Raw genomic sequence first — 25,176 nt, 5'->3', positions numbered from 1 at the left:
GGCAGCCCGCAGAAGAAGTTGCGGGATGCAGCACGACTCGCCGCTCCCGTTGACACAGGACGACCGGTTTCGCGTAGCGTTGTCGATGTCGCCGGGTTCGGACCCGTTCGGGTCGGGTCCGAATCCCGGCGACACCCCCAAGGCTAGAGAAGCGGGTGCACGGTCCACATCGGTAGGACCTACCTAATTCCCACGGGTACCGAGCGGGTCGCGCGTGTCGCGCCGAGGTCGGGACAGGCTGAGGTCCGTGCCGGCCGAGGGTCAGTGTCGGCCGAGGGTCAGTGCCGGCCGAGGGTCAGTGCCGGCCGAGGGTCAGTGCCGGCCGAGGGTCAGTGCCGGCCGAGGGTCAGTGCCGGCCGAGGGTCAGTGCCGGCCGAGGTCAGGGCAGACGGACCGGCAGGAACGCGGCGAGGTCCGCTCGTGAACCGGACGCGCTGACGAGCCGAGCGGTCTCCGGGTCGTCCCAGCGCAGTCGACCCGTGGCGAGGGCGACCCACGTCGTCGGGTCGGTCTCCACCACGTTCGGCGGTGTGCCGCGCGTGTGCCGCGGCCCGGGCACGGCCTGTACCGCGGCGAACGGCGGGACCCGCACCTCGACGCTGTTGCCCGGCACGTCCTCGGCCAGGCGCTGCAGCGTCCAGCGGACGGCCGTCGCGAGCGAGGAGCGGTCGGTCGCGCCGGCGGTGACGGCGTCGAGCGCGGCCCGGCCGACGGCGTCGTCGATGGTCTTCGGCGGCATCTCCACAGGCTAGCCGGTGCACTGCAGGCGGCTGGTCGGGCTCGGTAGGGTGATCGGGTGCGAATCCTCGTCCTCGGTTCCGGTGCCCGCGAGCACGCGATCATCACGGCCCTCCTGGCAGAACAGGCCGGGCACGTCATCACGGCCGCGCCCGGGAACGCCGGCATCGCCGCCGACGTGGAGACGGTGTCGCTCGACCCGACGAACGGTGCGCTCGTTGCGGAGTACGCGCTCGAGAACGACATCGAACTCGTCGTCGTCGGACCGGAAGCACCCCTCATCGCCGGCGTCGCCGATCCGCTCCGCACCCGGGGTATCCCCGTGTTCGGCCCCGGCAAGGCCGCCGCGCAGCTCGAGGGCTCCAAGGCCTTCGCGAAGCGCGTCATGGCCGAGGCCGGCGTCCCGACCGGGCGTCCGGTGTACGCCGGCACGGTGGACGAGGCCGTGGCCGCGCTCGACGAGCTCGGAGCCCCCTACGTGGTCAAGGCCGACGGGCTCGCGGCCGGCAAGGGCGTCCTCGTGACCGAGGACCGTCAGGCGGCCGTCGACCACGCCACCTACTGGCTGCAGCACGGGCACGTCGTGGTCGAGGAGTTCCTCGACGGGGAAGAGGTCTCGCTGTTCTTCCTCAGCGACGGACACGACGTCCGACCGCTGGCACCCGCACAGGACTACAAGCGACTGTCCGACGGCGACCTCGGACCGAACACCGGCGGCATGGGCGCGTACTCGCCACTGCCGTGGCTCGACGAGCGCTGGGGGTCCGAGCGGGCCTTCGTGGACGAGGTCACCGACCTGGTCGCCCTGCCCACCGTCCGCCGGCTCGAGCACGAGGGCACGCCCTTCGTCGGCCTGCTCTACTGCGGCCTCATCGTCACGGAGCAGGGCGTGCGGGTGATCGAGTTCAACGCCCGCTTCGGCGACCCGGAGACCCAGGTGGTGCTCCCCCGACTCGCGACGCCGTTGAGCGGTCTGCTGCTCGCCGCCGCGACGGGGCAGCTCGGCTCGACGCCGCGGCCGGAGTTCCGGGACCAGGCGGCCGTGACGGTCGTCCTCGCCAGCGAGGGCTACCCGGAGAGCCCGGTCACCGGGCGGACCATCACCGGTGTCGACGACGCGGACGCGCGGGACGGGGTCACCGTGCTGCACGCGGCGACGGGCGCCCTCGACGGCGACCTCGTCGCGACCGGCGGACGGGTCCTGAGCGTCGTCGCCACCGGGGCCGACTTCACCGCGGCCCGGGACCGCGCCTACGCCGGCCTGGGCGACATCAGGCTCGCCGGTGGGCAGTTCCGCACCGACATCGCCGCGAAGGTCGTCCGATGAGCGCCGCCCCCGTCGTGGAGGGATGGCGACACGTCTCCTCCGGCAAGGTCCGCGAACTGTACGTGCCCGCCTCGACGGCCGACGTCGCCGGCGCCACCGAGCTGCTCCTCGTTGCCTCCGACCGGGTCAGCGCCTACGACTTCGCGCTCGAGCCGCCGATCCCCGGCAAGGGCGAGCTCCTCACCCGGCTGTCGCGCTTCTGGTTCGACCAGCTCCGGGACGTCCCGAACCACCTGCTCACCCCGAGCGGGACGACGACGCCGGTCCCGGAGTCCGTCGCGTCACGGTCCATGCACGTCATGCCGTTGCGGATGTTCCCGGTGGAGTGCGTCGTGCGGGGGTACCTGGTCGGCAGTGGCTGGGCCGAGTACCAGGAGACCGGGAGCGTCTGCGGCGTGCAGCTCCCCGCCGGGCTGGCGAACGGGGACCGACTGCCGGAGCCGATCTACACGCCCGCGTACAAGGCCCCCCAGGGGGAGCACGACGAGAACATCTCCTTCGAGCGGACCGAGGAACTCGTCGGTCCCGCGGACGCTGCGGCACTGCGTGACCTGTCCCTCGCCGTGTACGCGGAAGCGGCCGCGATCGCTCTCCAGCGCGGTGTCGTCATCGCGGACACGAAGTTCGAGTTCGGGCGCGATGCCGACGGTTTGATCCGGATCGCGGACGAGGTCCTGACGAGCGACTCGAGCCGGTACTGGGACGCCGAGGCGTACGAGTCGGGCAACCGGACGGACTCGTTCGACAAGCAGATCGTGCGTGACTGGCTCAGCGCGAACTGGGACCGGACCGGGACACCGCCCGTGCTGCCCGACGAGGTCGTCGAGCGGACCGCGGCCCGCTACCGCGAGCTGATCGAGCGCCTCGGCGCCTGAACGGTCCGGTCCGGTCCCGTCAGGTCGAGCCGGGTCAGGCGTCGCGCGACACGACGACGACCGTCAGGTCGTCCCCCGGGTCGTGCTCGATCGCCCGGCCGCGGACTCCGGCCAGGAAGGTCGGCAGGTCCGGCGACTTCCGGTGCAGCGCACCGAGCCGGGAGAGCGACGCGAGCGTCGAGTCCCACAGCTCGAGGGCGCCGTCGCTGACGAGCAGCAGGGTGTCACCCGGTTCCAGGACGAGTTCGCCCGCAGCGCGGTCGATCCCGACCGGGTGCAGGCCGACCGGCAGGTCGAGCGACCGCAGGACGGTCTCGGTGCCGTCGGCGTGCAGGTGCAGGACGAGCCCGTGTCCGGCGTCGACGAAGGCCAGCCGACCGGTCGCCGTGTCGAGCCGGCCGTGGAACAGGGTGGCGAACGCCTCGGCGGCGCTGAGGTCCGGGGCGACCTGCTCCTCGAGCCCGGCGACCGCGGCGGACGGTTCCTCGTGCCGACGGGCGAGCAGGGCGCCACGCATGCCGGCCGCCAGCAGTCCGGCGGCCATGCCCTTCCCCATCACGTCCGCGATGGTGATGTCGACGGCGCCGTCGTCGATGCGCCAGTCGTGGAAGTCGCCCGACACGATGCCGTGCGGGATCGACGTGCCACCGATGGTCCACCCGGGCAGGTCGACGGTGTGCGGCTGCAGCCCGGAGAGCACCGTGCGGAGACGGTCGTCGTCGAGACCGGTGGCGAGTTCGCGCTCCGCCCAGACGCCGAGTTCCTCGAGCAGGGCGACGTCCTCGGGGGCGAGGGCACGCGGGTTCGGGTCGATGAGGCAGAGCGTCCCGACCTTGGTCGCATCGGCACCGACGTGCAGCGGGACCCCGGCGTAGAAGCGGACGTTCGGGTCGTTGTTCACCATCGGCAGGTCGGAGAAGCGCAGGTCGTCGCGCGCGTCCGGCACGACGACGGGACCGTCCTGGTCGAGGGTCCGGCCGCAGAACGTGTCCACGAGGGGCGTCGACCCGGGGAACACCTGGTCGGACTGCTGCGACTTGTGGAAGAGCACGTCGTCGCCGGCGAGGTTGAGGAACGAGCCGGAGACCCCGAACGCCTCGCGGGCGATCCGCGTGATGCGCTCGAACCGTTCCTCCGGGCCGCCCTGGACGACGTCGAGGGCGGTGAGGAGTGCGGCACGCCGAGCCGCGACGGGAGCGGAAGCGGGGATCGTCTGCTCGACGTGCTCGGTGCTCATGCGTCCACGCTAACGCGGATACCGGACATGCCCTCTCGGAGTTCCGGAGAACGCGTGACCCCAGTCAGCGGGTCAGGCTCGCGATCAGTCGGCCCCGGCGTCGGGAACCGCGTCCCACTCGTCGCCGTACCGCGACAGCACCGACCAGCGGTCGACCGGCCAGGTGATCACGAACGCCCGGCCGACGATGTCCTCGACCGGCACGTTGCCGTGGACGCGCGAGTCGGCGGAGTTGTACCGGTTGTCACCCATGACCCAGACACGACCGTCCGGCACCGTGATCGAGAAGTCCTCGCCGGAGACCCGGTCCACGTCCGCCGGCAGGCGCACGTACGGCTCGTCCACCGCGTGCCCGTTGACCGACAGCCGGCCCTGGGCGTCGCAGCACTCGACCCGGTCCCCCGGCAGCCCGATCACGCGCTTGATGAGGTCCTCGCCCTGCCCCGGGGCGAGCCACGCGTTCGGGTCGCGGAACACGACGACGTCACCGCGCTCGAGCGACATGACATCGGGCACGAGTTCGTTCACGAGGACCCGGTCCCCGACGAGCAGGGTGTCCTCCATCGACTCGGACGGGATGTAGAACGACCGCACCAGGAACGCCTTGACCAGGAAGGACACGACGAGCGCCGCCACCACGATCACCACGAGGTCACGCAGGAACCGGGCCGTGGACCGACCACGGGTCTGCTCGGTCGCGGCCGACGGATCTGTCTCGCTCAATGGGTGACCACGACCTTCACGACGGAGATGACGAGCGCGACGGCGGCGAGCAGGACGCCGCCCCAGAGCCCGAGGAACGACGGCTGCTTGCCGCGGAACCGCTGGAGGAACACCCCGACCAGGCCGATGCGGACGACCAGGATGACGACCGCGGCGGTCTGCGCCCACTCGGCCGGGACCCAACCGATCCACGCGGCCGCGTAGAGGACGGCGGGGATGAGTCCTGAGGTCGCGATCGGGTTGGCGTTCCGGGTGATCACCGCCACGGACTCCCGCCGTGCCGTGTCGTCGGCGGTGTCCCCGATCGCGTGTGCCACGAGGTGCGCGAGCACGTGCGCGAGGTACGTCAGCACCGCCGTCGCCAGCACGGTGAGCACGGCTGCTCCGTGGTGGATCTGTTCGGGCGAGACCGCGATCGCGACGGCGAGCACGGTGATGTTGCCGTAGATGTACGACGACATCCGGTCACGGACGTGCGCGACCGGCAGGTCCTGGGGTCGAGGGCGACCGCGGCGTTCGGGGGGCATCGGTCCATCTTGGCCCGTTCCCGCCGGTCGGGCTGACGAGCAACCGGGTGCGATGGCAAACTCGTCCCGGCCGCGCACCGACGCACGGTCGGGACGGAGGCCCGGATGACCAACCGCAGACCACTCGCCCTGGTGACCGGGGTCGGCCGCCGCGCCGGCATCGGTGCCGCGATCGCGACCCGCCTGGCGGCGGACGGCTGGGACCTCGCCCTGAGCTGGTGGGGCCCGTACGACGAGCGCGTGCACGGAGCCGCGGACCCGGAGGGGGTGGACGCGGTCGTGTCCGAGTGCGCGGCGGCGGGTGCAGCCGTGACGCGCCTCCCGGTCGACCTGGCCGACGCCGAGCAGGCGGCCGCGCTCGTCGGCCGGGCCGAGGCGGAGGCGGGCGCCCCGGTGACCGCGGTCGTCATGTCGCACTGCGAGTCCGTGGACTCGGACTTCGCGACGACGACGGTGGAGTCCTTCGACAGGCACCTGGCCGTGAACGTGCGGGCGCCGTTCCTCATCGTGCAGGCCTATGCGCGCCGGCTCCGCGAAGGGGCCGACGCACCCCTCGACCGGCGACGCGTGATCGCCCTGACGAGCGACCACGTCGGCTTCAACCTGCCGTACGGGACGAGCAAGGGCGCACTCGACCGCCTCGTCGTCGGTGCCGCGATCGAACTCGGGGACGTGCGGGTCAGCGCGAACACCATCAACCCGGGGCCGAACGACACGGGGTGGATGACCGATGAGATCCGGCAGGCCGCCGTGGACCAGACCCCGCTCGGACGTGCGTCGACACCTCGGGACACGGCCGCGCTCGTCGGCTTCCTGTGCGGGCCGGACGGCGGGTGGGTGAACGGGCAGCTGCTCAAGACGGACGGCGGGTTCAGCGCGAAGTAGTGTTTCGTTGACGTGTCACCGAATCCGGCGCACACTGAGGGCATGCACTCGCAGGACCTCCTCGCCGCGGACACCGGGATGGGCGCCGTCACGCTCCGGGTCGCCGACCTCGACGCGATGACGGCCTACTACCGGGACGGCGTGCGACTGACGGTGCTCGCGCAGGAGGGCGGCCGGGTGGTGCTCGGACGACCGGCCGCCGGCACTGCCGGCGCCACCGGAGGCGGCCCCCTCACCGTGCCGGTCCTCGTCCTCGAGCACGAGCCGTCGCTCCGGAACGCCGGACCGGGGCAGGCCGGACTGTTCCACACCGCCGTCCTCTTCGACACCCGGGCCGACCTCGCCGCCGCGCTGTACTCCGTCGCCACGACCTACCTGCGGTCCTTCACCGGCAGCGCCGACCACCTCGTCAGCAACGCGTTCTACTTCACCGACCCCGAGGGCAACGGCGTCGAGCTCTACTGGGACCGCGACCGGACGCAGTGGTCGTGGACGCACGGCTCGATCGACATGGACACCGTGTACATCGATCCGAACGCCTTCCTGCAGGAACACCTGACCGCCGATGCGCTGGAGGACGCAGCCTCCCGGCCGGGGCGCGTCGGCCACGTGCACCTGTCGGTCGGGGACGTCGCCGCCGCGGAGGCCTTCTACGTCGACACGCTCGGCTTCGAGACCACCGCGGCGATGGGCGGGCAGGCGTTGTTCGTCAGCGCCGGCGGGTACCACCACCACATGGCGATGAACACGTGGAACTCGCGCGGGGCCGGACGCCGCCAGCTCGCCCTCGGGTTGGGCCTCGTGCGCATCGAGGTGCCGGCCGACGACGACCTCGGTGCACTCACCGCGCGCATGCGGGACGCCGGGGTGCAGGCCGCGGACGACGGTCGGACGGTCGCGTTCGAGGACCCCTGGGCGAACCGCATCGAGGTGACCACCGCAGGACGCGGGTGAGCCGTCGGGCGCGAGCTGGGCCTCCCGGCCGGGTGCGCGGGCCAGCCGCTCGGTGCCCGGGGCCCTCTGGCCCGGGTGCGCGGGCTGGCGGTTCCGGGTCGCGGCCACGGCCGGGAGGCTCGTGTCGGGTGTCGGGTGTCGGGTGTCGGGTGTCGGGTGTCGGGTGTCGGGTGTCGGGTGTCGGCTGTCCGGTCTCCGGTGCCCTCGCATCGAGGGTCCCGTGTTCGCTCGGGTCAGCGGGTGCGGAAGTAGCGGTGCAGCGCCCGCTCGCGCACGAGGGGAACGGCCGCCGCACCTCCTGCGACCGCTCCGACGAGTCCGAGCCCGCAGAGGAGCGCGGCGCCCTCGACGATGGGCAGTCCGTCACCGGACGGGAGGCCCCGGACCAGCACCACGGACACGGCGAGCGCCAGGAGGGCGCCGATCGCACCCCACACGAGGTGCTGCACGGCGACGCCCAGTGCCTGCGCCGCTGTGCTGACGCCGACATGCCGGTCAGAGGCGATCGGCAGTCGCCGACGGAACACGGCTGCGCTCCCGACGGCCAGCCCGAGTCCGAGCGCCGCGCCCTCCAGCAGGTTCGGGGCCGGCAACCGGCTCGGGGCGAAGGCCGTTCCGGAACGCGGGTTGAGTTGTCCCAGCGTCGACCGCTCGCCGTCCTCGGAGCCCTTCGCCGGCAGCAGCGTCCGCCGCAGGGCCGCGCCGGCCGTCTCGTCCTCCGGCCAGGTCGTCGCCCAGCAGGCGTCGAAGGGTGCGTCGTCGACAGCGGTCGGCGCCAGGACCGCGTACGCCAAGTCGGGGTCACGGCCGTCGTCCGGGTACGAGTAGACGCCCGCGACCGGGACCGGTCCGTCCGGTGTCACGATCTGCTCGCCCGGTCGGACGCCCAGCTCCTCGGCCACATCCGGTGCGACGACGACACCCGGACCGCCGGTCGTCCCGGTGACGCTGAACAGCGCGGTCGCCCCGCTCGTGACCTCGTAGGTCGGGATCGAGGTCCCCGGGAGCGCTGCGATGAGCACGCCGTCATCGAGCCGACGGAACGCCCCGGCTGCGAGGACGTCCGGCTCGTCCACGAGGGCCGAACACGTACGGCCGTCGATCCGACCCGCCGCGGTGAAGACCTGGGTCGCCGCTCCGGACGCCACCCACTCGGCAGCAGCGCGGACGTCCCCGGCGATGGTCAGGGTCCGGAGGCCGACCACCCCGCCGAGCAGCGCCGCGAGGACGACCGCGCACGCCACCGCAGCGCCCGCCCCCGTCGCGAGGTCACGCCATGCCTCGCGCACCACCTCGGTCACCGGCATGGTCGGCCGCGTCACCGGAACGTCCCGAGGTCGAGGACGTCACCGCACGCAGCCCGCGTCGCGTCGTCGTGCGTCGCGACGACGACGGTCGTGCCGGCGGCTGCGAGTCCGGCGATCACGCCGTTCACCTCCGCCGCGGTCGTCCGGTCGAGCTGGGCGGTCGGTTCGTCGACGAGCATCAGCGTCGGCGCCGCAGCGACACCGCGGGCGAGCATCAGCCGTTGCGCCTCGCCTCCGGACAGCTCGCGGAAACGCGCAGTCGCTCGGGGTGCCAGGCCGAAGCGCTCGAGGATCGTCCGCGCCCGCTCCTCGGCTGCACGTCGGCGCAGCCCGCTTGCGAGCAGTGGCAGGGTCACGTGGTCGAGGGCCGTGCGCCGGGCGACACCGTGCGGGTTCTGGAACACCCAGAGCACGGCCGCGTCGTCGGGCAGCTCCACGCGTCCCGACGTCGGGGTGGTCATCCGCGCGAGGATCGCGAGCAGGGTCGACTTGCCGGAGCCACTCGGACCGATGAGCGCCGTCACCGTGCCGTCGTCGAACGTCCGGTCGACGCCGTGGAACAGCTCGGTCCCGTTCGGCCACCGGTGCCCGACCCCGTGGAGGCTCACCGGCATGACCGTCCGGTGTCCGGTGCGGCGCGGACTCGGGCAAGCGCCGCGTGCCCAGGCGTCCCACCCGTTTCGACCCGGACGAACGACTGTCCGAGCTCCGAGCCGACCACCTCGACCGGGAGCGGATCGCCGGTCACCGGTTGGACGCACGCGTGGTGGTCCCGGACGTCCCAGAGCGCGCTCGGCGGGACGACGGCGACCTCGAGTGGCTCGGCGAGCGACCACGTCGCCGGCAGCGTCGGGACGCCGTCCGCAGAAGCAACGGTGGCGGCGTACTCCGGCAAGGCACCGATCTGCGCGAGCGCGTCCGGGTCGGCCACCACACCGTTGTCGTCGACGGCCGCGCGCAACTGCCCGACGGAGATCTCGCGTGCGCCAGCCACTGTCTCCGTCGGGAGCTGTTCGATCCGGGCACCTCGCAGCTCCGCGGGCAGTTCGACGAGTGTGCCGTCGGCGTCGACCGGCGCTCCGACCACCGCGGTACACGTCCGGACCGTCGCCTCGGCCGCCGGGATCCAGGCGAACACCGAACGCTCGATCGTGTCGTCCGGGACCGCTGCCCGGGGGACGTCGTGGGACAGGAGGAACGACCTCGCCGCCCGGAGCGTCCCCGGTCCGACGATGCCGTCGACCGCGATCGTCGACCCGAGTCGGGCGAGCTCCTGTTGCAGGCCACGCACGTCCGCGCCCCGGTCGTCGACCCGGAGGTCCCGGAACAGCGGCGTCCCGCTCGCGAGCGCGATGACCGGCACGTCGTCGACCCGGGCGACCTCCGAGCCGCTCCGGAGGAACCCGCCCGTCGAACACGACGAGGACGTCACGATGCCGGTCCGGCTCGTCACCACCGATCGGGGCGCGCCGGTGTCGAGCGCGAGTTGCACCTGGTGCTCGTCGGCGTCCGTCCGGTTCGTCACCGTGACGGTCTCGGCCGGGGTCGCCGTCTCCAGGGCGGCGGGCGGATCCGTCGGCAGTGCGACGACCGCTCCGACCGCAGCAGCCGCAGCGACGAGGAGGCTGCCGAGACCGATGAGCGAGCCGGACACCGCCGTACGGCGCTGCCGACTCACGGTTCCCGCCAGACGCCGAGCGGATCGAGCCGGCACTGCACCGCGGCCGGCGCGTACTCGTCGAACGAGAACACCCCGGCGTCGCCCTCGGTCCGCCACTTCCGCTCGGTGTAGTCCTTCCCGACCAGACCGGCTCGCCGCAGACACGCGACGGTGATCTTCGCCTCGTCCTGCTTCTCCGGGTTCCGCCGGGTCTCCTCGAAGAGCATCGTCACGTACTCGTCGTACCGTTCCTCGCACGCGCGGAGGACCGGGTCGGAGCGCTCGAAGAAGTCGTCGGGGTACCTCCCGTCGAGCGCGGTCAGGTCGAAGCCCCCGTCCGGGTCGTACTCGATCCCGTACCCGGAGTCGGCGAGGCACCGGCTGACCCGGTCGTGCGCGTCCTCGAGCTCGGCGACGGTGACCTGCCCGTCGTCGAGGACGGCGGCTTCGTAGGCCGAGACACCGTGGTCGAGTGCTTCCCGGAACTCGTCCGCCCACGGCCCGGCAGCGTGCAGGGACGCGCTCGACGACCCGCGGTGTGGACCCGACGCACCGTCCGACGCGCACGCGGTGAGGACGAGCGAGACCACGGCCGCGCCCGCGACGACCGCCGACGCGCGGCGGTGCTCTCGGCGCACCGTCTACCTGGCCGTCATGCCGTAGGAGACGACGTTCGCCCAGCACGCTCGCTGGGACGACCAGCGCGATCGGCCGACCCAGTCGCCGTACTTCGACTTCGCGTTCCGGATCGCGTTCCAGTGCCGAGCGCTCGAGCAGGTGTTGTTCTTGCCCTTCAGCAGACTCACCGAGCCGTAGCACGCGGCCGCATCAGCTGCCGGCGCCGCCGCCGCGTCGACCGCGAGCCCGCCGCTGATGATCGTCGCGACGACCACCAACCCCAGGACCGTCTTCGTGACCATCCGTTCTCCTTCCGCTCCTGCGAGCCCTCTCGCAGGCGGTTCGACGGTAGGACGGAACGCGGCCGGAACACCAGGAATCCGTATGCAACATACCACGCAGTCGGCGCCCCGCTCCCCCACTCCCATCGGGGCCGGGCAGGATGGTGCGATGACTGACGACATCCGGTGGGAGGTGGTCGAGGAGAGCGCGCTGACGCTCACCGACCACGAAGCGATCGCGGCGATGCTGGCGCAGGCCTTCCCGAGCTGGTCGCACTGGTACGTCGGCGGCCGGAGCTGGGCGGGGATGCAACCCGAACGACGGGTGGTCGGACGCACCGAGGACGGTGTCGTCCTGGCCCACGTCGGCATCCGGCGGATGTTCGTCACGGTCGGCGGCGAAGACGTCCTGGTCGGCGACACCGGCCTGGTCGGGGTCGCTCCGCGGCTCCAGGGCACCGGTGTCGGTCGGGAGCTGATGGACCGCGTGCACGACGTCCTCGACGGCCTCCGCGTGCCGTACGGGTTCCTCGGCGCGGGTGAGGACCGCATCCCGTTCTACGCGCACATGGGCTGGCACGAGTTCCCCGAGGCGGTCGGCACCTTCAGCGCCTTCACGGCGGACGGGGCCGGCGTCTCGGAGACCGAGCAGGGCGGGTGGATGGTCCGTCCGGTCACGGCCCGGCTCGAGGACTGGCCGGAGGGCCCGATCCTCCTCAACGGCCAGCAGGTCTGACGCGCGGGCACCTGTCCCTGCTGCGGACGCCGTCGACGCGCCCGACGCCCGACGCCGACCGGTCACGGAACGTCGCACCGAGCCTCCCGAACCGACGCCTTGCGGCCACTCGGCGGACCCGAACGGGGAGTCGTGTCCCCTCGGCGCGAGGACCCGGAGCGCCCCACCACACGTGCCGCCTGGTCACGAAGCGTCGCTCCGGAGCTCCCGGACCGACACCCCGTGCCCGCTCGGCGGAAGTGAGCGGGGAGTCTCGACCACTCGGCCGTGCCGGCGGCGGGCCCGGACGCGGCCGGACACACGGGAGGCGCGGTGCCAGCTGGCACCGCGCCTCCCGTCCGTCAGGTGGTGACGACTACGCCTCGACGGCGACCTTCTCCGGGTCCTCGTTCGAGCCCGGCGCGGTCGGCACGACCGCGGCACGCACGCGCGCACCGAGGTCGGGGTCGACGTTCGTCCAGTACGCGAAGACGCGCTCGCGCAGGTCGTCGCGCGTCACCTTCGAGACGTGCCCGGCGATGTTGCCGACCAGGCGCTCACGGGCGGCGTCGTCCAGGACCTCGCGGTAGAGCGTGCCGGCCTGCCCGAAGTCGTCGTCCTCGGGGTGGAGCGTCGCGGCGGAGCGCTGCAGCGCGCCGTCGGACTCCCAGCCCGGCACGTCGTCCGTGGCGTTCGGGTCGGCGTGCGCGCCGCCCTGGGTGTTCGGCGCGTACACCGGCACCTCGGCCTTCTGGAAGTCGAAGCGCATGGCGCCGTCCTTCGAGTACGAGTGCACCTCGTTCTTCGGGGCGTTCACCGGCAGCTGCGCGTGGTTCGTGCCGACGCGGTAGCGCTGGGCGTCCGCGTAGCTGAAGATGCGCGCGAGGAGCATCTTGTCCGGGCTCGCCGCGATGCCGGGCACGAAGTTCGACGGCGCGAACGCGGCCTGCTCGATCTCGGCGAAGTAGTTCTCCGGGTTGCGGTCGAGCTCCATCGTGCCGACCTCGATGAGCGGGTAGTCCGCGTGCGGCCACACCTTCGTCAGGTCGAACGGGTTGAAGCGGTAGCTCTCGGCGTCCGCGTACGGCATGACCTGCACCTTGAGCGTCCACTTCGGGAAGTCACGGCGCTCGATGGCCTCGTAGAGGTCGCGGATGTGGAAGTCGGCGTCCTCACCGGCGATGCGGTCGGCGTCCTCCTGCGTCAGGGTCGCGTGGCCCTGCTCGGTGAGGAAGTGGTACTTCACCCAGAAGCGCTCGCCCTCCGCGTTGATCCACTGGTAGGTGTGCGAGCTGAAGCCGTCCATGTGCCGCCACGAGGACGGGAGGCCTCGGTCGCCCATGAGCCACGTCACCTGGTGCGCCGACTCCGGCGAGAGGGTCCAGAAGTCCCACTGCATGTCGTGGTTGCGGAGGTGACTGCCCGGCAGGCGCTTCTGCGAGCGGATGAAGTCCGGGAACTTGATGCCGTCGCGGATGAAGAACACCGGGGTGTTGTTCCCGACGAGGTCGTAGTTGCCCTCTTCGGTGTAGAACTTCAGCGCGAAGCCGCGGGGGTCGCGCCAGGTGTCCGGGGAGCCCTGCTCGCCGGCGACGCTCGAGAAGCGCGCGAGCATCTCGGTCTGCTTGCCCGGCTGCAGGAACGCGGCGCGGGTGTACTGCGACACGTCGTGCGTGACGGTGAAGGTACCGAAGGCGCCACCGCCCTTGGCGTGCACGACGCGCTCCGGGACGCGCTCGCGGTTGAACTGCGCGAGCTTCTCGACCAGGTAGTGGTCGTGGAGGGCGAGGGGGCCGTCGGCCCCGACACCCATGGAGTGCTGGTCGCTGGAGACCGGAGCCCCGCTGTTGGTGGTGGTGGTGGGCGTGTTCTGGTCGGACACGGTTCCTCCTCGGTGGAACGGTTGGTTCGGTCAGGGTGGCTCGGGTTGGTCTGGTGGCTCGGGTTGGTCTGGTGGCTCGGGTTGGTCTGGTGGCTCGGATTGATCGGGCGGCGCCGGAGCGCGGGCACGCCGATGAGAGGCCTGCCGGGAGGCCCGTCCCGCGCCGGCGGTCAGCGCACGCCGGGTGCGGTGCCGGTCGGTACGGTGTCGTCCGGTCCGGCCGCGGCGAGCGCGGCGTCGGTCGGCGTCTCGGTGTCGTCCGCCCGCTCGGCCGCAGCGCACCGCGCGCAGATGCCCCAGTAGGTGACCTCGGCGGTGGTGACCGCGAAGCCGTGGGTCTCCGACGGCGTCAGGCACGGGGCGTGCCCGACGGCGCAGTCGACGTCGCCGATCGCCCCGCACATGGTGCAGACGATGTGGTGGTGGTTGTCCCCGGTCCGGCGCTCGTACCGCGCGGGACTGCCGGCGGGTTCGATCCGACGCACGAGCCCCGCGCCGGTGAGCGCGTTGAGGACGCCGTACACCGCCTGGTGGCTCGTCGTCGGGAGTTCGGCCGCGAGGGCACCGACGAGGTCGTCCGCGGTGGTGTGCGGCGACGCCTCGATCGCACGGAGCGCGGCGAGCCGAGGCGCGGTGACCCGGAGTCCGGCTCCGCGGAGGAGTTCGGCGTCGTCGACCATGCGGAGCCCTTCTCTTGCAGCGTTCAAGACAACGCCCACAGTACACGGCGGATGCACCCCCGATGCCACCGACGCATGCGTGTCGCGGAATACGATGTGTCACGATCCGGTCGCGATCACCTGAGCATCACTCGGATGGGGTGGGACGACCGGTAGCGTCCAGCCATGTCCACGCAGCAGGCCGGCACGTCGCCGGCGAACACCGCTCGGGACGCCCGGGGGACCATCGCACAGCGGGACCTGGTCGTCGACCTCATCCGGACGGCCTGCGTCGTCCTCGTCGTCGTCGTGCACGTCACGATGGTCGGGGTCGGGTCGGACGCCTCCGGTCTCCGAGTGACCAGTCCGCTGCAGGAACTGCCGTGGTACGTCGGTGCCACCTGGGTCGGACAGGTGATGCCGCTGTTCTTCGTGGTGGGCGGCTTCGCGAGCGCCGTCGGGTGGCGCAGCACCGTCGCCCGGGCACCGACCGGCGGCGACCCGGCGCGCGACTTCGTGGCCACCCGGCTCGTGCGGCTGTTCCGCCCCGCGGTCCCCCTCTTCGTGGTGCTCGCCGTCGGCCTCGGGATCGCCACCGCACTCGGCACGCCTGCCGAGCTGCTCGACGAACTCGCGTTCGGCATCGGGTCCCCGCTGTGGTTCCTGGCGGCGTACGGCATCACGCAGTGCTGCGTGCCGGTCATGGCCCGGCTGCACGCGCGTGCACCGTGGCGGACGCTGCTCGTGCTGCTCCTGCTCGCGGCCGCGGTCGACGCGGTCCGGCTGGCGAGCGGCATCGCCGAGGTCGGGCTCCTCAACCTCGGCCCGGTGTGGCTCTTCGCCCAGCAGCTCGGGTTCCTGTGGGTCGACGGCTGGTTCGCCCGCCGGTCCCGCGCCCTGCTGCTCGGCGTCGCGGCCGTGGCGTACGCGCTGCTCGTGCCCCTGACGTCCGTCGGGCTGTGGGCACCGGACATGCTGCAGGACCTCAACCCGCCGATGCTCCCGCTGGCGTTCCTCGCGGTCGGGCAGGCGTGTCTCGTGCAGGTCGTGCACGCGCCCCTGACGCGACTGATGGCGACCCGCCCCGCGCAGGCCGTCGTGTTCCTGCTCGGCCGCGACGGCATGACGATCTACCTGTGGCACCTGCCGCTGTTCATCCTGCTCAACGGCATCGGCCTGCTCGTCGGCCTGCCGTTCCCGTCGCCCGGTTCGGGTCCGTGGTGGGCGACCCGCCCGGTCGCGGTGGTCGTGCTCCTCGCCGTGGCCCTCGGCGTCGCTCGCCTGGTCCGCCGCTCGGACCGCCCGCTCCCCCGCCTGACGCCCGGGTCGGACCGCCCCGGGTGGCCGCTCGTGGCGGTCGGTGCCGTGTGCACGATCGGCCCGGCCTTCGCGGTCATGCAACTCCACCTCTCCTTCCCGCTGGCGCTCGTCGGCGCGGTCGCGATCCCGGTCGGTGTCCGGCTCCTCACGCGGACGGTGCCGGCGTCGGTGTCGACGCCCGGAGCGTCGGCGACCAGACTGCCGGGCGCGGGGACCGTGTAGGGAGCCTCGTCCGCCGGAGCCGTGTCGGGCCTCCCGTCCGGAGGAGGACGACTCCCGCAGCGCAGCCCCGGCAAGCACCGCACGCCGTCACCCTCCGAGTTCCGGAGCACCTGGCAGGCCGACCCCGTGGCGACGGCGCTCGTCGCGGTCACGGCCGTGGTCCACGGCCGCCGGATCCTCGTCGGCCGCCGCCGCGGCGAGCCCTGGCGGTGGTGGCGGACCCCGGCGTTGCATTGCCCGTGCTCCTGCGGCTCCGCGGCTCCGGCCGGCACGCCGGAGCCCCGGCCCCTCGTGCGAGGGACCGGGGCTCCGGCGGTGCGCTATGGCGCTGCGTCGTGCGACTACGCGCCCGCGTGCCTGCCGTGGTGCTCGGTGGTGGCGGGCTCCTCCTCGGCGGTGGCGGGTGCCGGCGCCGAGGCGTGCGCGGCGACGTGGTCCCGCTGCCCCGTTGCGGGACGGCCCTCGACCGCTCCGCCGTCGGGCTGCGTGGCGACCGCGCCGGTCTGCTTCCACGCGGCCGTCTGCTTCGGCTTCGTCAGGAACAGGGCCGCGACGATCGCCGCGATGAGCACGACGGCCGGCAGGACCAACGACTGGCCCATCGCCCGCGAGAACGGGTCGAGCAGGAAGCCCGGCAGCGACCCCGTCTGCTCGGCGCTGATGCCGGAACCGCCGGACTGACTGGGGAACTCCGCGCGGATACGGGCCTCCATGAGGGCCGCGATCCCGGCGGAACCGAGCACTGCGCCGATCTGGCGGGTGGTGTTGTAGACGCCCGAACCGGCGCCGGCGAGGCGCGGCGGCAGGTTGCGCGTGGCGGAGACGGAGAGCGGTCCCCACATGCAGGCGTTCGCGAGCCCGAGGAGCGCGCTCGGCAGGAGCACCCAGCCCCAGTCGGCGTTCGCCGCGATGAGGGCGCCGAACCAGAACAGCCCACCGGAGAAGCAGGCGAGGCCGAACGAGGCGACCCAGCGCGGGCTCCAGGTGTTCAGCCGCTTGCCGACGTAGGGCGCGAGCGCGGCCGAGAGGACGGCCTGCGGGACGAGGAGGAGCGCGGCCTGCGTCGGCGAGAACCGGAGCACGTCCTGCGCCCACAGCATGATCGGCAGCGCGAACGACGCGATGGCGACGCCGACCGCGGTGATCGCGATGTTGGCGAGGGTGAAGTTGCGGTCCTTGAACAGGCCGAGCGGGAGGAGCGGCTCGCCCTTCTGCACGCCCTGCCAGACGACGAACGCGACGAGCACGACGATGCCGGCGATGATGAGCGACCAGACGGAGATCGGTCCGGTGATGACGCCCCAGTCGTAGGTCTCGCCCTCCTGGATGCCGAAGACGAGCAGGAAGAGCCCGACCGCGGACAGCACGACCCCGAGCAGGTCGAAACGGTGACGGTTCGTGGCGAAGGACGGCACGAACTTCTGCGCGAGCACGAACGCGACGATCCCGACGGGGACGTTCACGAAGAAGATCCACTCCCAGCCGAAGCCGTCGACGAGCAGGCCGCCGAGGATCGGGCCCACGAGCGAGGCGACACCGGCGACGGCGCCCCACAGGCCCATGGCGGCGCCACGGTTCTGCGGCGGGAAGATGCGGGTGATGACGGCCATCGTCTGCGGGGTCATCATCGCGGCGCCGAGGCCCTGCACGACGCGGGCGAGGATGAGCATCTCGATCGAGCCGGCGAGCCCGCACCAGAGGCTGGCGAGGGTGAACACGACGAGGCCGACCTGGTACAGCACCTTCGGGCCGAACCGGTCACCGAGGCGACCCGTGATGAGCAGCGGGACGGCGTACGCGAGCAGGTAGGCGCTCGTCACCCAGATGACGGCGTTGATGTCCGCGTCGAGGGCCGTCGCGATGGTCGGCGTCGCGACCGAGACGATCGTCGAGTCGACGAGGATCATGAAGAAGCCGACGACGAGCGCCCAGAGCGCTGGCCACGGCTTCTTGCCGTGCTCCAGGTCGGCGGCGGCGGATGCGGATGTCATCGGGTGGTGTCCTTGCTGGTCTGGAGGGGTGTTCCGGAGAGGGCCGGGCCCTCCCAGGGGATGTCGCCGCCGTCGAGGCGGTCGGCGACGGCGGTGAGCCAGTCGATCTGCGCCGTGAGCACGGCCCGGGCGTAGGCCACGTCGAGCCAGTAGCGCTCGGCGAGGCCCTTGGCCTGGAGGCCCGCGATCGCCTCGTCGTGCCCGTCGCGTTCGGCGCGCAGTGCGTCGATCCGGGTCCGGAAGGCGGTCACCGCCTCGGGGGCGGGCAGGTTGTCGACGTGGGACACCGCGAGTCGGAACTGCGGGTACTCGTCGGTCGGCTCGGCGACCATGCGGCGGAGGCCCGCCTCGAGCGCCGTGCGTCCGGCGTCCGTGATCGCGTAGGTGGTCCGCTCGGGCCGGTTGCCCGCGCGGTCGGTGCCGACGACCTCGGCGTACCCGAGGTCCGCCAGGCGGCCGACCTGGTGGTAGAGCGTGCCCGGTCGGACCTTGACGTTCCGGTCCTCGCGACGCTGCAGCATCGTCTGGAACATCTCGTAGGGGTGCATCGGCGCCTCGGCCAGGAGGCCGAGTGCCGCGAACGCCAGGGGCGTCAGGTCGGGCACGGGTCCTCCGGGTGTTCGATGCCGATTGTTCGAAGTGGAACATACGCCTTCGAAGAGTCATCCACAACTGCTCCGGCGGGTCGTGGGCGGCACCTAGACTGTTCTCGTCCCCACCCGACCCCTGTGCTGGAGTGAACACGTGCCAACGATCGTCGTCGAGGTCATGCCGAAGGCCGAGATCCTCGACCCCCAGGGCAAGGCGGTGGGCAACGCCCTCGCCCGCCTCGGCAAGAACGACCTGACCAACGTCCGCATCGGCAAGCGATTCGAGGTGTCCGTCGACGGCCCCGTCGACGACGCCAAGCTCGCCGAGGTCCGCGAGATCGCGGTGGACGTCTTCTCGAACGCCGTCATCGAGGACGTCGTCTCCGTGAGCGTGGTCGAGTGACGATGCGCATCGGGGTCATCACCTTCCCCGGCTCGCTCGACGACCGCGACGCCCAGCGCGCGGTCCGCCTCGCCGGCGCCGAGCCCGTCGCGCTCTGGCACGGCGACCACGACCTGCAGGGCGTCGACGCGATCGTCCTCCCCGGTGGCTTCTCGTACGGGGACTACCTCCGTGCCGGAGCCATCGCCGCGAAGGCACCGATCATGGCCGAGGTCATCGACGTCGCCGGCAAGGGCATGCCCGTGCTCGGCATCTGCAACGGCTTCCAGATGCTCGCCGAGGCCCGCCTGGTGCCCGGCGCGCACACCCGGAACGCCCACCAGCAGTTCATCCGGCGCGACCAGGTACTCCGCGTCGAGAACGCCGACACCGCGTGGACCTCGGGCTTCGCCCCACAGCAGGAGATCACCATCCCGCTGAAGAACGCCGACGGCCGCTTCGTCGCCGACGCGGACGAGATCAAGCGCATCGAGGACAACGGCCAGGTCGTGTTCCGCTACGTCGGCGTGAACCCGAACGGGTCGATCGGCGACATCGCCGGCGTCTCGAACGAGCGCGGCAACGTCGTCGGCCTCATGCCGCACCCCGAGCACGCGACGGAGCCCGGGTTCGGCCCGGACACCCGCGCTGCCATGGCCTCCGGCACGGACGGCCTCACCTTCTTCACCTCCGTGATCGAGCGCGCGCTCGTCAAGTGACCGCGACTCCAGCGCCCGCGACTCCAGGAACAGGGAACGACAACACCGTGACCACGCCCGTCCGCCCGAAGCCCGACACCGTCCAGGACGCCGCCGAGACGCCCGACAAGGAGCAGCCGTACGCGGCACTCGGGCTCAAGGCGGACGAGTACGCGAAGATCCGCGAGATCCTCGGTCGCCGCCCCACCTCGGGCGAGCTGGCGATGTACTCGGTCATGTGGTCCGAGCACTGCTCGTACAAGTCGAGCAAGAACTACCTCCGGCAGTTCGGCCAGAAGGTCACGCCGGAGATGAAGAAGAACCTGATGGTCGGCATGGGCGAGAACGCCGGTGTCGTCGACGTGGGTGACGGCTGGGCGGTGACCTTCAAGGTCGAGTCGCACAACCACCCCTCCTACGTCGAGCCGTACCAGGGCGCTGCCACGGGCGTCGGCGGCATCGTCCGCGACATCATCTCGATGGGTGCCCGTCCGGTCGCGGTCATGGACCAGCTCCGCTTCGGCGCCATCGACCACGAGGACACCGCCCGCGTCGTGCACGGTGTCGTCGGCGGCATCTCGTTCTACGGCAACTGCCTCGGCCTGCCGAACATCGGCGGTGAGACCTACTTCGACCCGGTGTACCAGGGCAACCCGCTGGTCAACGCGCTCGCGGTCGGCGTCCTGCGGCACGAGGACCTGCACCTGGCGAACGCGTCCGGCGCCGGCAACAAGGTCGTGCTGTTCGGTGCGCGCACCGGTGGCGACGGCATCGGCGGTGCGTCGATCCTGGCGTCCGACACCTTCACCGAGGGCGGCCCGACCAAGCGTCCCGCCGTCCAGGTCGGCGACCCGTTCGCCGAGAAGGTGCTCATCGAATGCTGCCTCGAGCTGTTCCAGAAGGAGCTCGTCGAGGGCATCCAGGACCTCGGCGCCGCGGGCATCTCGTGCGCGACCTCCGAGCTCGCGAGCAACGGTGACGGCGGCATGCACATCTCGCTCGACGACGTCCTGCTCCGCGACCCGTCGCTCACGGCAGAGGAGATCCTCATGTCGGAGAGCCAGGAGCGCATGATGGCGGTGGTCCGCCCCGACAAGCTCGACGCCTTCCTGCAGGTCGTCGGCAAGTGGGAGGTCGAGACCAGCGTGCTCGGCGAGGTCACCGGCACCGGTCGTCTCGTCATCGACTGGCAGGGCCAGGAGATCGTCAACGTCGACCCGCGGACGGTCGCCGTCGACGGTCCGGTGTACGACCGCCCGGTGGCCTACCCCACCTGGATCGACGCGCTCCAGGCCGACGGCGCCGAGTCGCTCGACCGCCCGGAGACCGGCCCCGCCCTGAAGGCACAGGTCCTGCAGCTGCTCGGCTCCCCGAACCTGTCGTCGAAGAACTGGGTCACGAACCAGTACGACACGTACGTGCTCGGCAACACGGCGCTGTCCTTCCCCGACGACGGCGGCATGATCCGCGTCGACGAGGAGACCGGCCTCGGCGTCGCCATCGCCACGGACGCGAACGGCCGCTACTGCCAGCTCGACCCGAAGCAGGGCGCTCGTCTGGCCCTCGCCGAGGCGTACCGGAACGTCGCCGTCACCGGTGCCGTCCCGGCCGCCGTGACCGACTGCCTGAACTTCGGCTCCCCCGAGAACCCCGAGGTGATGTGGCAGTTCTCCGAGGCTGTCGAGGGCCTCGCAGACGGCTGCATGGAGCTCGGTATCCCGGTGACCGGCGGCAACGTGTCGTTCTACAACCAGACCGGTGACACCCCGATCCACCCGACGCCCGTCGTCGGCGTGCTCGGCGTGATCGACGACGTCGCCAAGCGGATCCCGTCCGGCTGGCAGGACGACGGCCACAACATCTACCTGCTCGGCACGACGAGCCTCGAGCTCGACGGGTCGGCATGGGCCGGTACCGTGCACGGGCACCTCGGCGGGCGTCCGCCGGCGGTGGACCTCGGGCGCGAGAAGGCGCTGGCGGAGCTCCTGGCCGCCGCGGCCGACGAGCAGCTGCTCACGAGCGCGCACGACCTGGCGGACGGCGGCCTCGGCCAGACCCTCGCCGAGTCGGTCCTGCGCTTCGGCCTCGGCGCCCGGGTCGTGCTGGACGAGCTCGAGTCCCGCGACGGCGTCGACACCGCGACCGCACTGTTCTCCGAGTCGACCGGCCGCGTCATCGTGACCGTGCGCCGCGAGGACGACGTCCGCTTCCAGGGCCTCTGCAACGGCCGGGGCTACCCGGTCCTGCGCATCGGCGTGACCGACGCCGCGTCGGGCTCGCTCGAGGTCCAGGGTGCGTTCGAGGCGACGATCGACGAGCTCCGCGACGCACACCGCGCCACGCTGCCGTCGCACTTCGGCGACGTCATCCAGGAGAACGTGACCGAGGGCTACGTGGGCCGCGGCCCGCTCGACTCGCACGGCGCGTTCTCGCCCCGCACGGACGCCTGAACCCGGTGCCGATCGTCACGCTGCCCTTCCAGGAGCTGGTCGACCGGTTCGGTCCGGTGCCGGACGGCATCGAGCTGGACGTCTGGGACGTCGAGGCGCCGTACGCCCGGGCCGAGCAGGTGGCCATCGCCTTCCTGCCGTTCTACTTCGGTGGGCGGCACCGGTGGCAGTACGTCCACGACCTGCCGAACCTCGAGCTGTTGCAGCTGCCGAGCGCCGGGTACGAGTGGGCGATCCCGCACGTGCCCGGCCACGCACACCTGGCGAACGGCCGCGGCATCCACGACGACGAGACGGCAGAGCTCGCGGTCGGCCTGGCGCTGACCTCCCTCCGCGAGATCGCGGCCTTCCAGTTCGACCGCGTCGAGCAGCGGTGGGACTCGCGGGAGACCCGGTCCCTCGCCGACCGTCGGGTGACGGTCGTCGGCTACGGGGCGATCGGTTCCGCCATCGCCAGCCGGTTCGAGGCGTTCCGCACCGAGGTCACCGTCGTCGCGCGCACCGCTCGGGAGCAGGACGGCCGCCGGGTGCACGCGTTCGGCGAGCTGCCGGAACTCGCCCGCACCACGGACGTGCTCGTGCTCATCGCCCCGCTCACCGACGAGACCGAGGGGCTGGTGGACGCGGACCTCCTCGCGGCACTGCCCGACGGGGCCCTCGTGGTGAACGTGGCGCGCGGCAAGGTCGTGGACACCGATGCCCTCGTCGCCGAGCTGCGGTCCGGCCGGCTCTCGGCAGCGCTCGACGTCACCGACCCGGAGCCACTCCCCGCCGACCACCCGCTGTGGACGACGCCGAACACCGTGCTCACGCCGCATGTCGGCGGGAACACGGACCTCAGCGTGCCGCGGTCCCTCGACCTCGTGCGTCGGCAGGTGTCGGCGCTGGTCGAGGGTCGACCGTTCGAGAACCTCATCGAGGTCCCCGTCCACCAGGGCTGAGCCCGCCTGCCGGACGCTGCCCGCGCCTCCCGGCCTCAGTCCTGCCGGAGCGGGACGACGCAGGTCGGGCTGCCGACGGCGATGTGTCCGACGGCGTCACCCGGCACACCGTCCGCGCCGACCGGCAGCACCGCGACGGCGTCCGACATCTGGTTCGCGACGAGCAGGTGGCCGGGCACGCGGGCGAAGTGCCGCGGCCACACACCCCCGGACGACGCCGAGCCGACCAGCCGGAGGTCGCCCCCGGACGCGTCGAACACGACGATCTGGTCGCGGCCCCGGACGGCCACCGTGACGAGGCCGTGCTCGTCCACCTCGACGTGGCTCAGGAGCGACCCGTCGACCGGGCCGTCGAAGGCGGCCGCCGAGCAGACTTCGCGGAGCGAACCGGATCCGTCGCGCCGCATCCGGTACACCCGGCCGTCGAGCTCACCGGCGACCAGGAGGTCCCCGTCGAACCACGCCATGTGCCGTGGGCCGGCGCCGGGCGTCAGGTGGTGGACGCGCACCGGCTCGATCGACACCGAGGCGGCATCGGCCTCGACGCGGAACTCGTGCAGGGCGTCGGAGCCGAGGTCGGCGACCAGGACGGTCCCGTCCGGGGTGGCGACCGACTGGTGGGCGTGCGGGCCCTCCTGGCGGTCCTCGACCGGTCCGGTCGCGTCGGGTAGGAGCACGGTCGTGACGGCCGCGTCCGGGAGGACCGCCGACACCCCGGTCCCCCGACCGGCGATCCCGTGCCCCGACGCTGCGGCGTCCGTGGTGGTACCCGTGCCGTCGGTGCCGCCGACGATCCCGTCGCTGGCGGCGACGGAGGCCGCGTACGACTCCGCTGCCTCGAGCGACACCGCCGTGACCGTGCCGGAGACGTAGTTCGTGACGACGAGCGCACCGGACGGATCGACCCGGATGTGGCAGGGCGCGTCCCCGCCGGCGGGCGCGTCCCAGAGGTGCTCGAGCGCGGTGCCGGATCGACGGAACGCGTGGATGCCGCCGTCGGTCGTCTCCGAGACGGCGTACACGCGGTCGCCGGACACGGCGAGGAAGGACGGGTCGTCCAGCACCGCGACCGTCGACGCGACGAGGGAGGGCGCGCTGGCGGGGCCGGCGGACTCGACGGAGCCGACGGGGCCGACGGGGCCGACGGGGCCGACGGGGCCGACGATCGAGATGCCGGTCGCGGTGCCGCCGCCGGTCGCCGTGTAGGACCCGACGAGCAGGTGCAGGTCGGGCAGGGTCACAGCTCGCCGACCGCGATGCGCTCGTGGTGGTGGATGACCTCGGCGACGATGAAGTTGAGGAACTTCTCCGCGAACGCGGGGTCGAGGTGCGACTCCGCCGCGAGGGACCGCAACCGAGCGACCTGGATCTGCTCACGCGAGGGGTCGGCCGCCGGCATGCCCGCCGCGGCCTTGAGGTACCCCACCCGCTGCGTGTACTTGAAGCGCTCGGCGAGCATGTGGATCACGGCGGCGTCGATGTTGTCGATGCTCTGCCGGATGCTCTGCAGTTCGGCGACGGCGTCCTCGTCGTTCGTGCTCGGGGCCTCGTTCATGCCCCGAGCCTACTGACCGAGCGCGGCCGGGACGAGGGCGGACCCGAGCACCCATCGACTGCTGAGATGATGTCCTCATGACGGTTCTGCTCGCGATCTCCGGCGTCTTCGCGGTCCTGGCGGGCCTCGTGCACGTCTACATCTTCTTCCTGGAGTCGGTCGCCTGGACGAGCCCGCGGGTGCGCCGCATCTTCGGCATCGCGTCCGACGCCGACGCGCAGGCCACGCGCGCGATGGCGTTCAACCAGGGCTTCTACAACCTGTTCCTCGCGATCGGGGCGGTCCTCGGCGTCGTGCTCGTGCTCGCGGACAACGGCGCGACCGGCTGGACGCTCGTCGTGTTCTCGTGCGCGAGCATGCTCGGTGCCGCGGTCGTCCTCGCCGGCACCGGCCGGAAGTACCTCAACTCCGCCTTCGTGCAGGGCTCGTTCCCGCTCATCGCGCTGCTCTTCGCGTTCCTCGCGTCCACGTTCGGCGCCTGACCGCGGGCGGCGCCCGGCGGGCGGCGCCCGCCGGGCGGCCCGGCGGCCCGACCGGCCCCGCACAACAGGAACCGGCTCGAACCGCGGATTCCCGTGGTTCGAGCCGGTTCCTGTTGTGCCGAGCCGATCGGCACCAAGCCGATCGGGAGGCGCACCC

At 72.2% G+C, this 25,176-nt stretch carries 26 protein-coding genes; 11 read left to right on the top strand and 15 right to left on the bottom strand.

All coding sequences use genetic code 11. From position 1 onward, the window contains the following. Positions 1–379: 379 nt before the first annotated feature. Positions 380–739, bottom strand: coding sequence for a sterol carrier family protein (locus DEI91_RS04285; protein ID WP_111051305.1), 360 nt, complete (start codon positions 737–739; stop codon positions 380–382). A gap of 57 nt (positions 740–796) precedes the next feature. Between DEI91_RS04285 and purD the strand changes: the two genes are divergently transcribed. After that, positions 797–2,065 carry a phosphoribosylamine--glycine ligase gene (gene purD, locus DEI91_RS04280; RefSeq protein WP_111051081.1) on the top strand — a complete coding sequence of 423 codons (1,269 nt, stop codon included), beginning with the start codon at positions 797–799 and terminating at the stop codon, positions 2,063–2,065. After that, entirely contained in the window at positions 2,062–2,940 is an 879-nt protein-coding gene (locus DEI91_RS04275) for a phosphoribosylaminoimidazolesuccinocarboxamide synthase (RefSeq protein ID WP_111051080.1), read from the top strand. Before purD ends, DEI91_RS04275 begins: the two co-directional genes overlap by 4 nt. Positions 2,941–2,974: 34 nt before the next feature. Here the strand turns inward: DEI91_RS04275 and DEI91_RS04270 are convergent, their stop codons facing one another. From DEI91_RS04270 to DEI91_RS04260, 3 genes are all read right to left on the bottom strand, one after another. Further along, positions 2,975–4,177 (bottom strand): GAF domain-containing SpoIIE family protein phosphatase, encoded by a 1,203-nt coding sequence (locus tag DEI91_RS04270; protein ID WP_111051079.1) that lies wholly within the window; start codon positions 4,175–4,177, stop codon positions 2,975–2,977. A gap of 84 nt (positions 4,178–4,261) precedes the next feature. Beyond that, positions 4,262–4,900, bottom strand: a complete 639-nt coding sequence (gene lepB / locus DEI91_RS04265) for a signal peptidase I (RefSeq protein WP_111051078.1) — start codon at positions 4,898–4,900, stop codon at positions 4,262–4,264. Continuing rightward, on the bottom strand, positions 4,897–5,427 hold the full coding sequence (locus tag DEI91_RS04260; protein WP_111051077.1) for a hypothetical protein: 531 nt from the start codon (positions 5,425–5,427) through the stop codon (positions 4,897–4,899). Before DEI91_RS04260 ends, lepB begins: the two co-directional genes overlap by 4 nt. Positions 5,428–5,532: 105 nt before the next feature. Between DEI91_RS04260 and DEI91_RS04255 the strand changes: the two genes are divergently transcribed. Both DEI91_RS04255 and DEI91_RS04250 read left to right on the top strand, forming a co-directional pair. After that, the gene (locus DEI91_RS04255) at positions 5,533–6,312 is read left to right on the top strand and encodes an SDR family oxidoreductase (RefSeq protein ID WP_111051076.1); all 780 of its coding nucleotides are present in this window, start codon (positions 5,533–5,535) and stop codon (positions 6,310–6,312) included. 42 nt (positions 6,313–6,354) lie between these two features. Next, entirely contained in the window at positions 6,355–7,266 is a 912-nt protein-coding gene (locus DEI91_RS04250) for a VOC family protein (protein ID WP_111051075.1), read from the top strand. A 233-nt stretch (positions 7,267–7,499) separates the two neighbouring features. Here DEI91_RS04250 and DEI91_RS04245 read toward each other — a convergent pair whose 3' ends face one another. From DEI91_RS04245 to DEI91_RS15915, 5 genes are read right to left on the bottom strand one after another with little or no spacing between them, the layout of a single operon-like run. After that, positions 7,500–8,573 carry a hypothetical protein gene (locus DEI91_RS04245; RefSeq protein ID WP_146244205.1) on the bottom strand — a complete coding sequence of 358 codons (1,074 nt, stop codon included), beginning with the start codon at positions 8,571–8,573 and terminating at the stop codon, positions 7,500–7,502. An 11-nt stretch (positions 8,574–8,584) separates the two neighbouring features. Continuing rightward, positions 8,585–9,187, bottom strand: a complete 603-nt coding sequence (locus DEI91_RS04240; RefSeq protein ID WP_111051073.1) for an ABC transporter ATP-binding protein — start codon at positions 9,185–9,187, stop codon at positions 8,585–8,587. Beyond that, positions 9,178–10,251, bottom strand: coding sequence for a peptidoglycan-binding protein (locus DEI91_RS04235; protein ID WP_146244204.1), 1,074 nt, complete (start codon positions 10,249–10,251; stop codon positions 9,178–9,180). Before DEI91_RS04235 ends, DEI91_RS04240 begins: the two co-directional genes overlap by 10 nt. After that, on the bottom strand, positions 10,248–10,871 hold the full coding sequence (locus tag DEI91_RS04230; RefSeq protein WP_111051071.1) for a hypothetical protein: 624 nt from the start codon (positions 10,869–10,871) through the stop codon (positions 10,248–10,250). Before DEI91_RS04230 ends, DEI91_RS04235 begins: the two co-directional genes overlap by 4 nt. Before the next feature lie 3 nt (positions 10,872–10,874). Then, positions 10,875–11,153 carry a hypothetical protein gene (locus tag DEI91_RS15915; protein WP_146244203.1) on the bottom strand — a complete coding sequence of 93 codons (279 nt, stop codon included), beginning with the start codon at positions 11,151–11,153 and terminating at the stop codon, positions 10,875–10,877. A 148-nt stretch (positions 11,154–11,301) separates the two neighbouring features. Here DEI91_RS15915 and DEI91_RS04225 point away from each other — a divergent pair, with 148 nt between their 5' ends. After that, a complete protein-coding gene (locus DEI91_RS04225) occupies positions 11,302–11,868 on the top strand; it encodes a GNAT family N-acetyltransferase (RefSeq protein WP_110901114.1) in 567 nt (188 codons plus the stop codon). Between the two features lie 355 nt (positions 11,869–12,223). Here the strand turns inward: DEI91_RS04225 and DEI91_RS04220 are convergent, their stop codons facing one another. Both DEI91_RS04220 and DEI91_RS04215 read right to left on the bottom strand, forming a co-directional pair. Further along, positions 12,224–13,729, bottom strand: a complete 1,506-nt coding sequence (locus DEI91_RS04220) for a catalase (RefSeq protein WP_111051069.1) — start codon at positions 13,727–13,729, stop codon at positions 12,224–12,226. Between the two features lie 170 nt (positions 13,730–13,899). After that, the gene (locus DEI91_RS04215; protein ID WP_111051068.1) at positions 13,900–14,409 is read right to left on the bottom strand and encodes a Fur family transcriptional regulator; all 510 of its coding nucleotides are present in this window, start codon (positions 14,407–14,409) and stop codon (positions 13,900–13,902) included. Between the two features lie 165 nt (positions 14,410–14,574). Between DEI91_RS04215 and DEI91_RS04210 the strand changes: the two genes are divergently transcribed. Continuing rightward, positions 14,575–15,930, top strand: a complete 1,356-nt coding sequence (locus tag DEI91_RS04210) for an acyltransferase (RefSeq protein WP_111051067.1) — start codon at positions 14,575–14,577, stop codon at positions 15,928–15,930. Between the two features lie 341 nt (positions 15,931–16,271). Here DEI91_RS04210 and DEI91_RS04205 read toward each other — a convergent pair whose 3' ends face one another. Next, positions 16,272–17,921, bottom strand: a complete 1,650-nt coding sequence (locus DEI91_RS04205) for a DHA2 family efflux MFS transporter permease subunit (protein WP_111051066.1) — start codon at positions 17,919–17,921, stop codon at positions 16,272–16,274. After that, positions 17,918–18,526 carry a PadR family transcriptional regulator gene (locus DEI91_RS04200; RefSeq protein WP_258374285.1) on the bottom strand — a complete coding sequence of 203 codons (609 nt, stop codon included), beginning with the start codon at positions 18,524–18,526 and terminating at the stop codon, positions 17,918–17,920. Before DEI91_RS04200 ends, DEI91_RS04205 begins: the two co-directional genes overlap by 4 nt. A 139-nt stretch (positions 18,527–18,665) precedes the next feature. On the opposite strand from DEI91_RS04200, the gene purS reads away from it, so the two are divergent. Genes purS through DEI91_RS04180 form a run of 4 tightly spaced genes read left to right on the top strand, consistent with a single transcriptional unit; the run spans position 18,666 to position 22,982 of the window. Further along, on the top strand, positions 18,666–18,914 hold the full coding sequence (purS, locus tag DEI91_RS04195) for a phosphoribosylformylglycinamidine synthase subunit PurS (RefSeq protein ID WP_110823495.1): 249 nt from the start codon (positions 18,666–18,668) through the stop codon (positions 18,912–18,914). 2 nt (positions 18,915–18,916) lie between these two features. Further along, complete coding sequence (gene purQ, locus DEI91_RS04190; RefSeq protein ID WP_111051065.1) at positions 18,917–19,612, top strand: phosphoribosylformylglycinamidine synthase subunit PurQ; 696 nt, start codon at positions 18,917–18,919, stop codon at positions 19,610–19,612. Between the two features lie 47 nt (positions 19,613–19,659). Continuing rightward, positions 19,660–22,041, top strand: a complete 2,382-nt coding sequence (gene purL, locus DEI91_RS04185; protein WP_111051064.1) for a phosphoribosylformylglycinamidine synthase subunit PurL — start codon at positions 19,660–19,662, stop codon at positions 22,039–22,041. Between the two features lie 5 nt (positions 22,042–22,046). Next, positions 22,047–22,982, top strand: a complete 936-nt coding sequence (locus DEI91_RS04180; RefSeq protein WP_258374284.1) for a 2-hydroxyacid dehydrogenase — start codon at positions 22,047–22,049, stop codon at positions 22,980–22,982. 35 nt (positions 22,983–23,017) lie between these two features. Here the strand turns inward: DEI91_RS04180 and DEI91_RS04175 are convergent, their stop codons facing one another. Together DEI91_RS04175 and DEI91_RS04170 are read right to left on the bottom strand one after the other, a co-directional pair. Beyond that, positions 23,018–24,223: a beta-propeller fold lactonase family protein gene (locus DEI91_RS04175; RefSeq protein WP_111051063.1), complete on the bottom strand. Its 1,206-nt coding sequence runs from the start codon at positions 24,221–24,223 to the stop codon at positions 23,018–23,020. Next, positions 24,220–24,537, bottom strand: coding sequence for a chorismate mutase (locus DEI91_RS04170; protein WP_110823490.1), 318 nt, complete (start codon positions 24,535–24,537; stop codon positions 24,220–24,222). The genes DEI91_RS04175 and DEI91_RS04170 overlap by 4 nt, the downstream gene beginning before the upstream one ends. A gap of 77 nt (positions 24,538–24,614) precedes the next feature. Between DEI91_RS04170 and DEI91_RS04165 the strand changes: the two genes are divergently transcribed. Beyond that, on the top strand, positions 24,615–25,019 hold the full coding sequence (locus DEI91_RS04165; protein ID WP_220032815.1) for a DUF1304 domain-containing protein: 405 nt from the start codon (positions 24,615–24,617) through the stop codon (positions 25,017–25,019). The last annotated feature ends 157 nt before the right edge of the window (positions 25,020–25,176 follow it).

Origin of the sequence: Curtobacterium sp. MCBD17_032 (assembly GCF_003234855.1) — a bacterium.
In the GTDB taxonomy this organism is placed as follows: Bacteria; Actinomycetota; Actinomycetes; order Actinomycetales; family Microbacteriaceae; genus Curtobacterium.
This window is presented reverse-complemented; position numbering and strand designations above follow the sequence as displayed.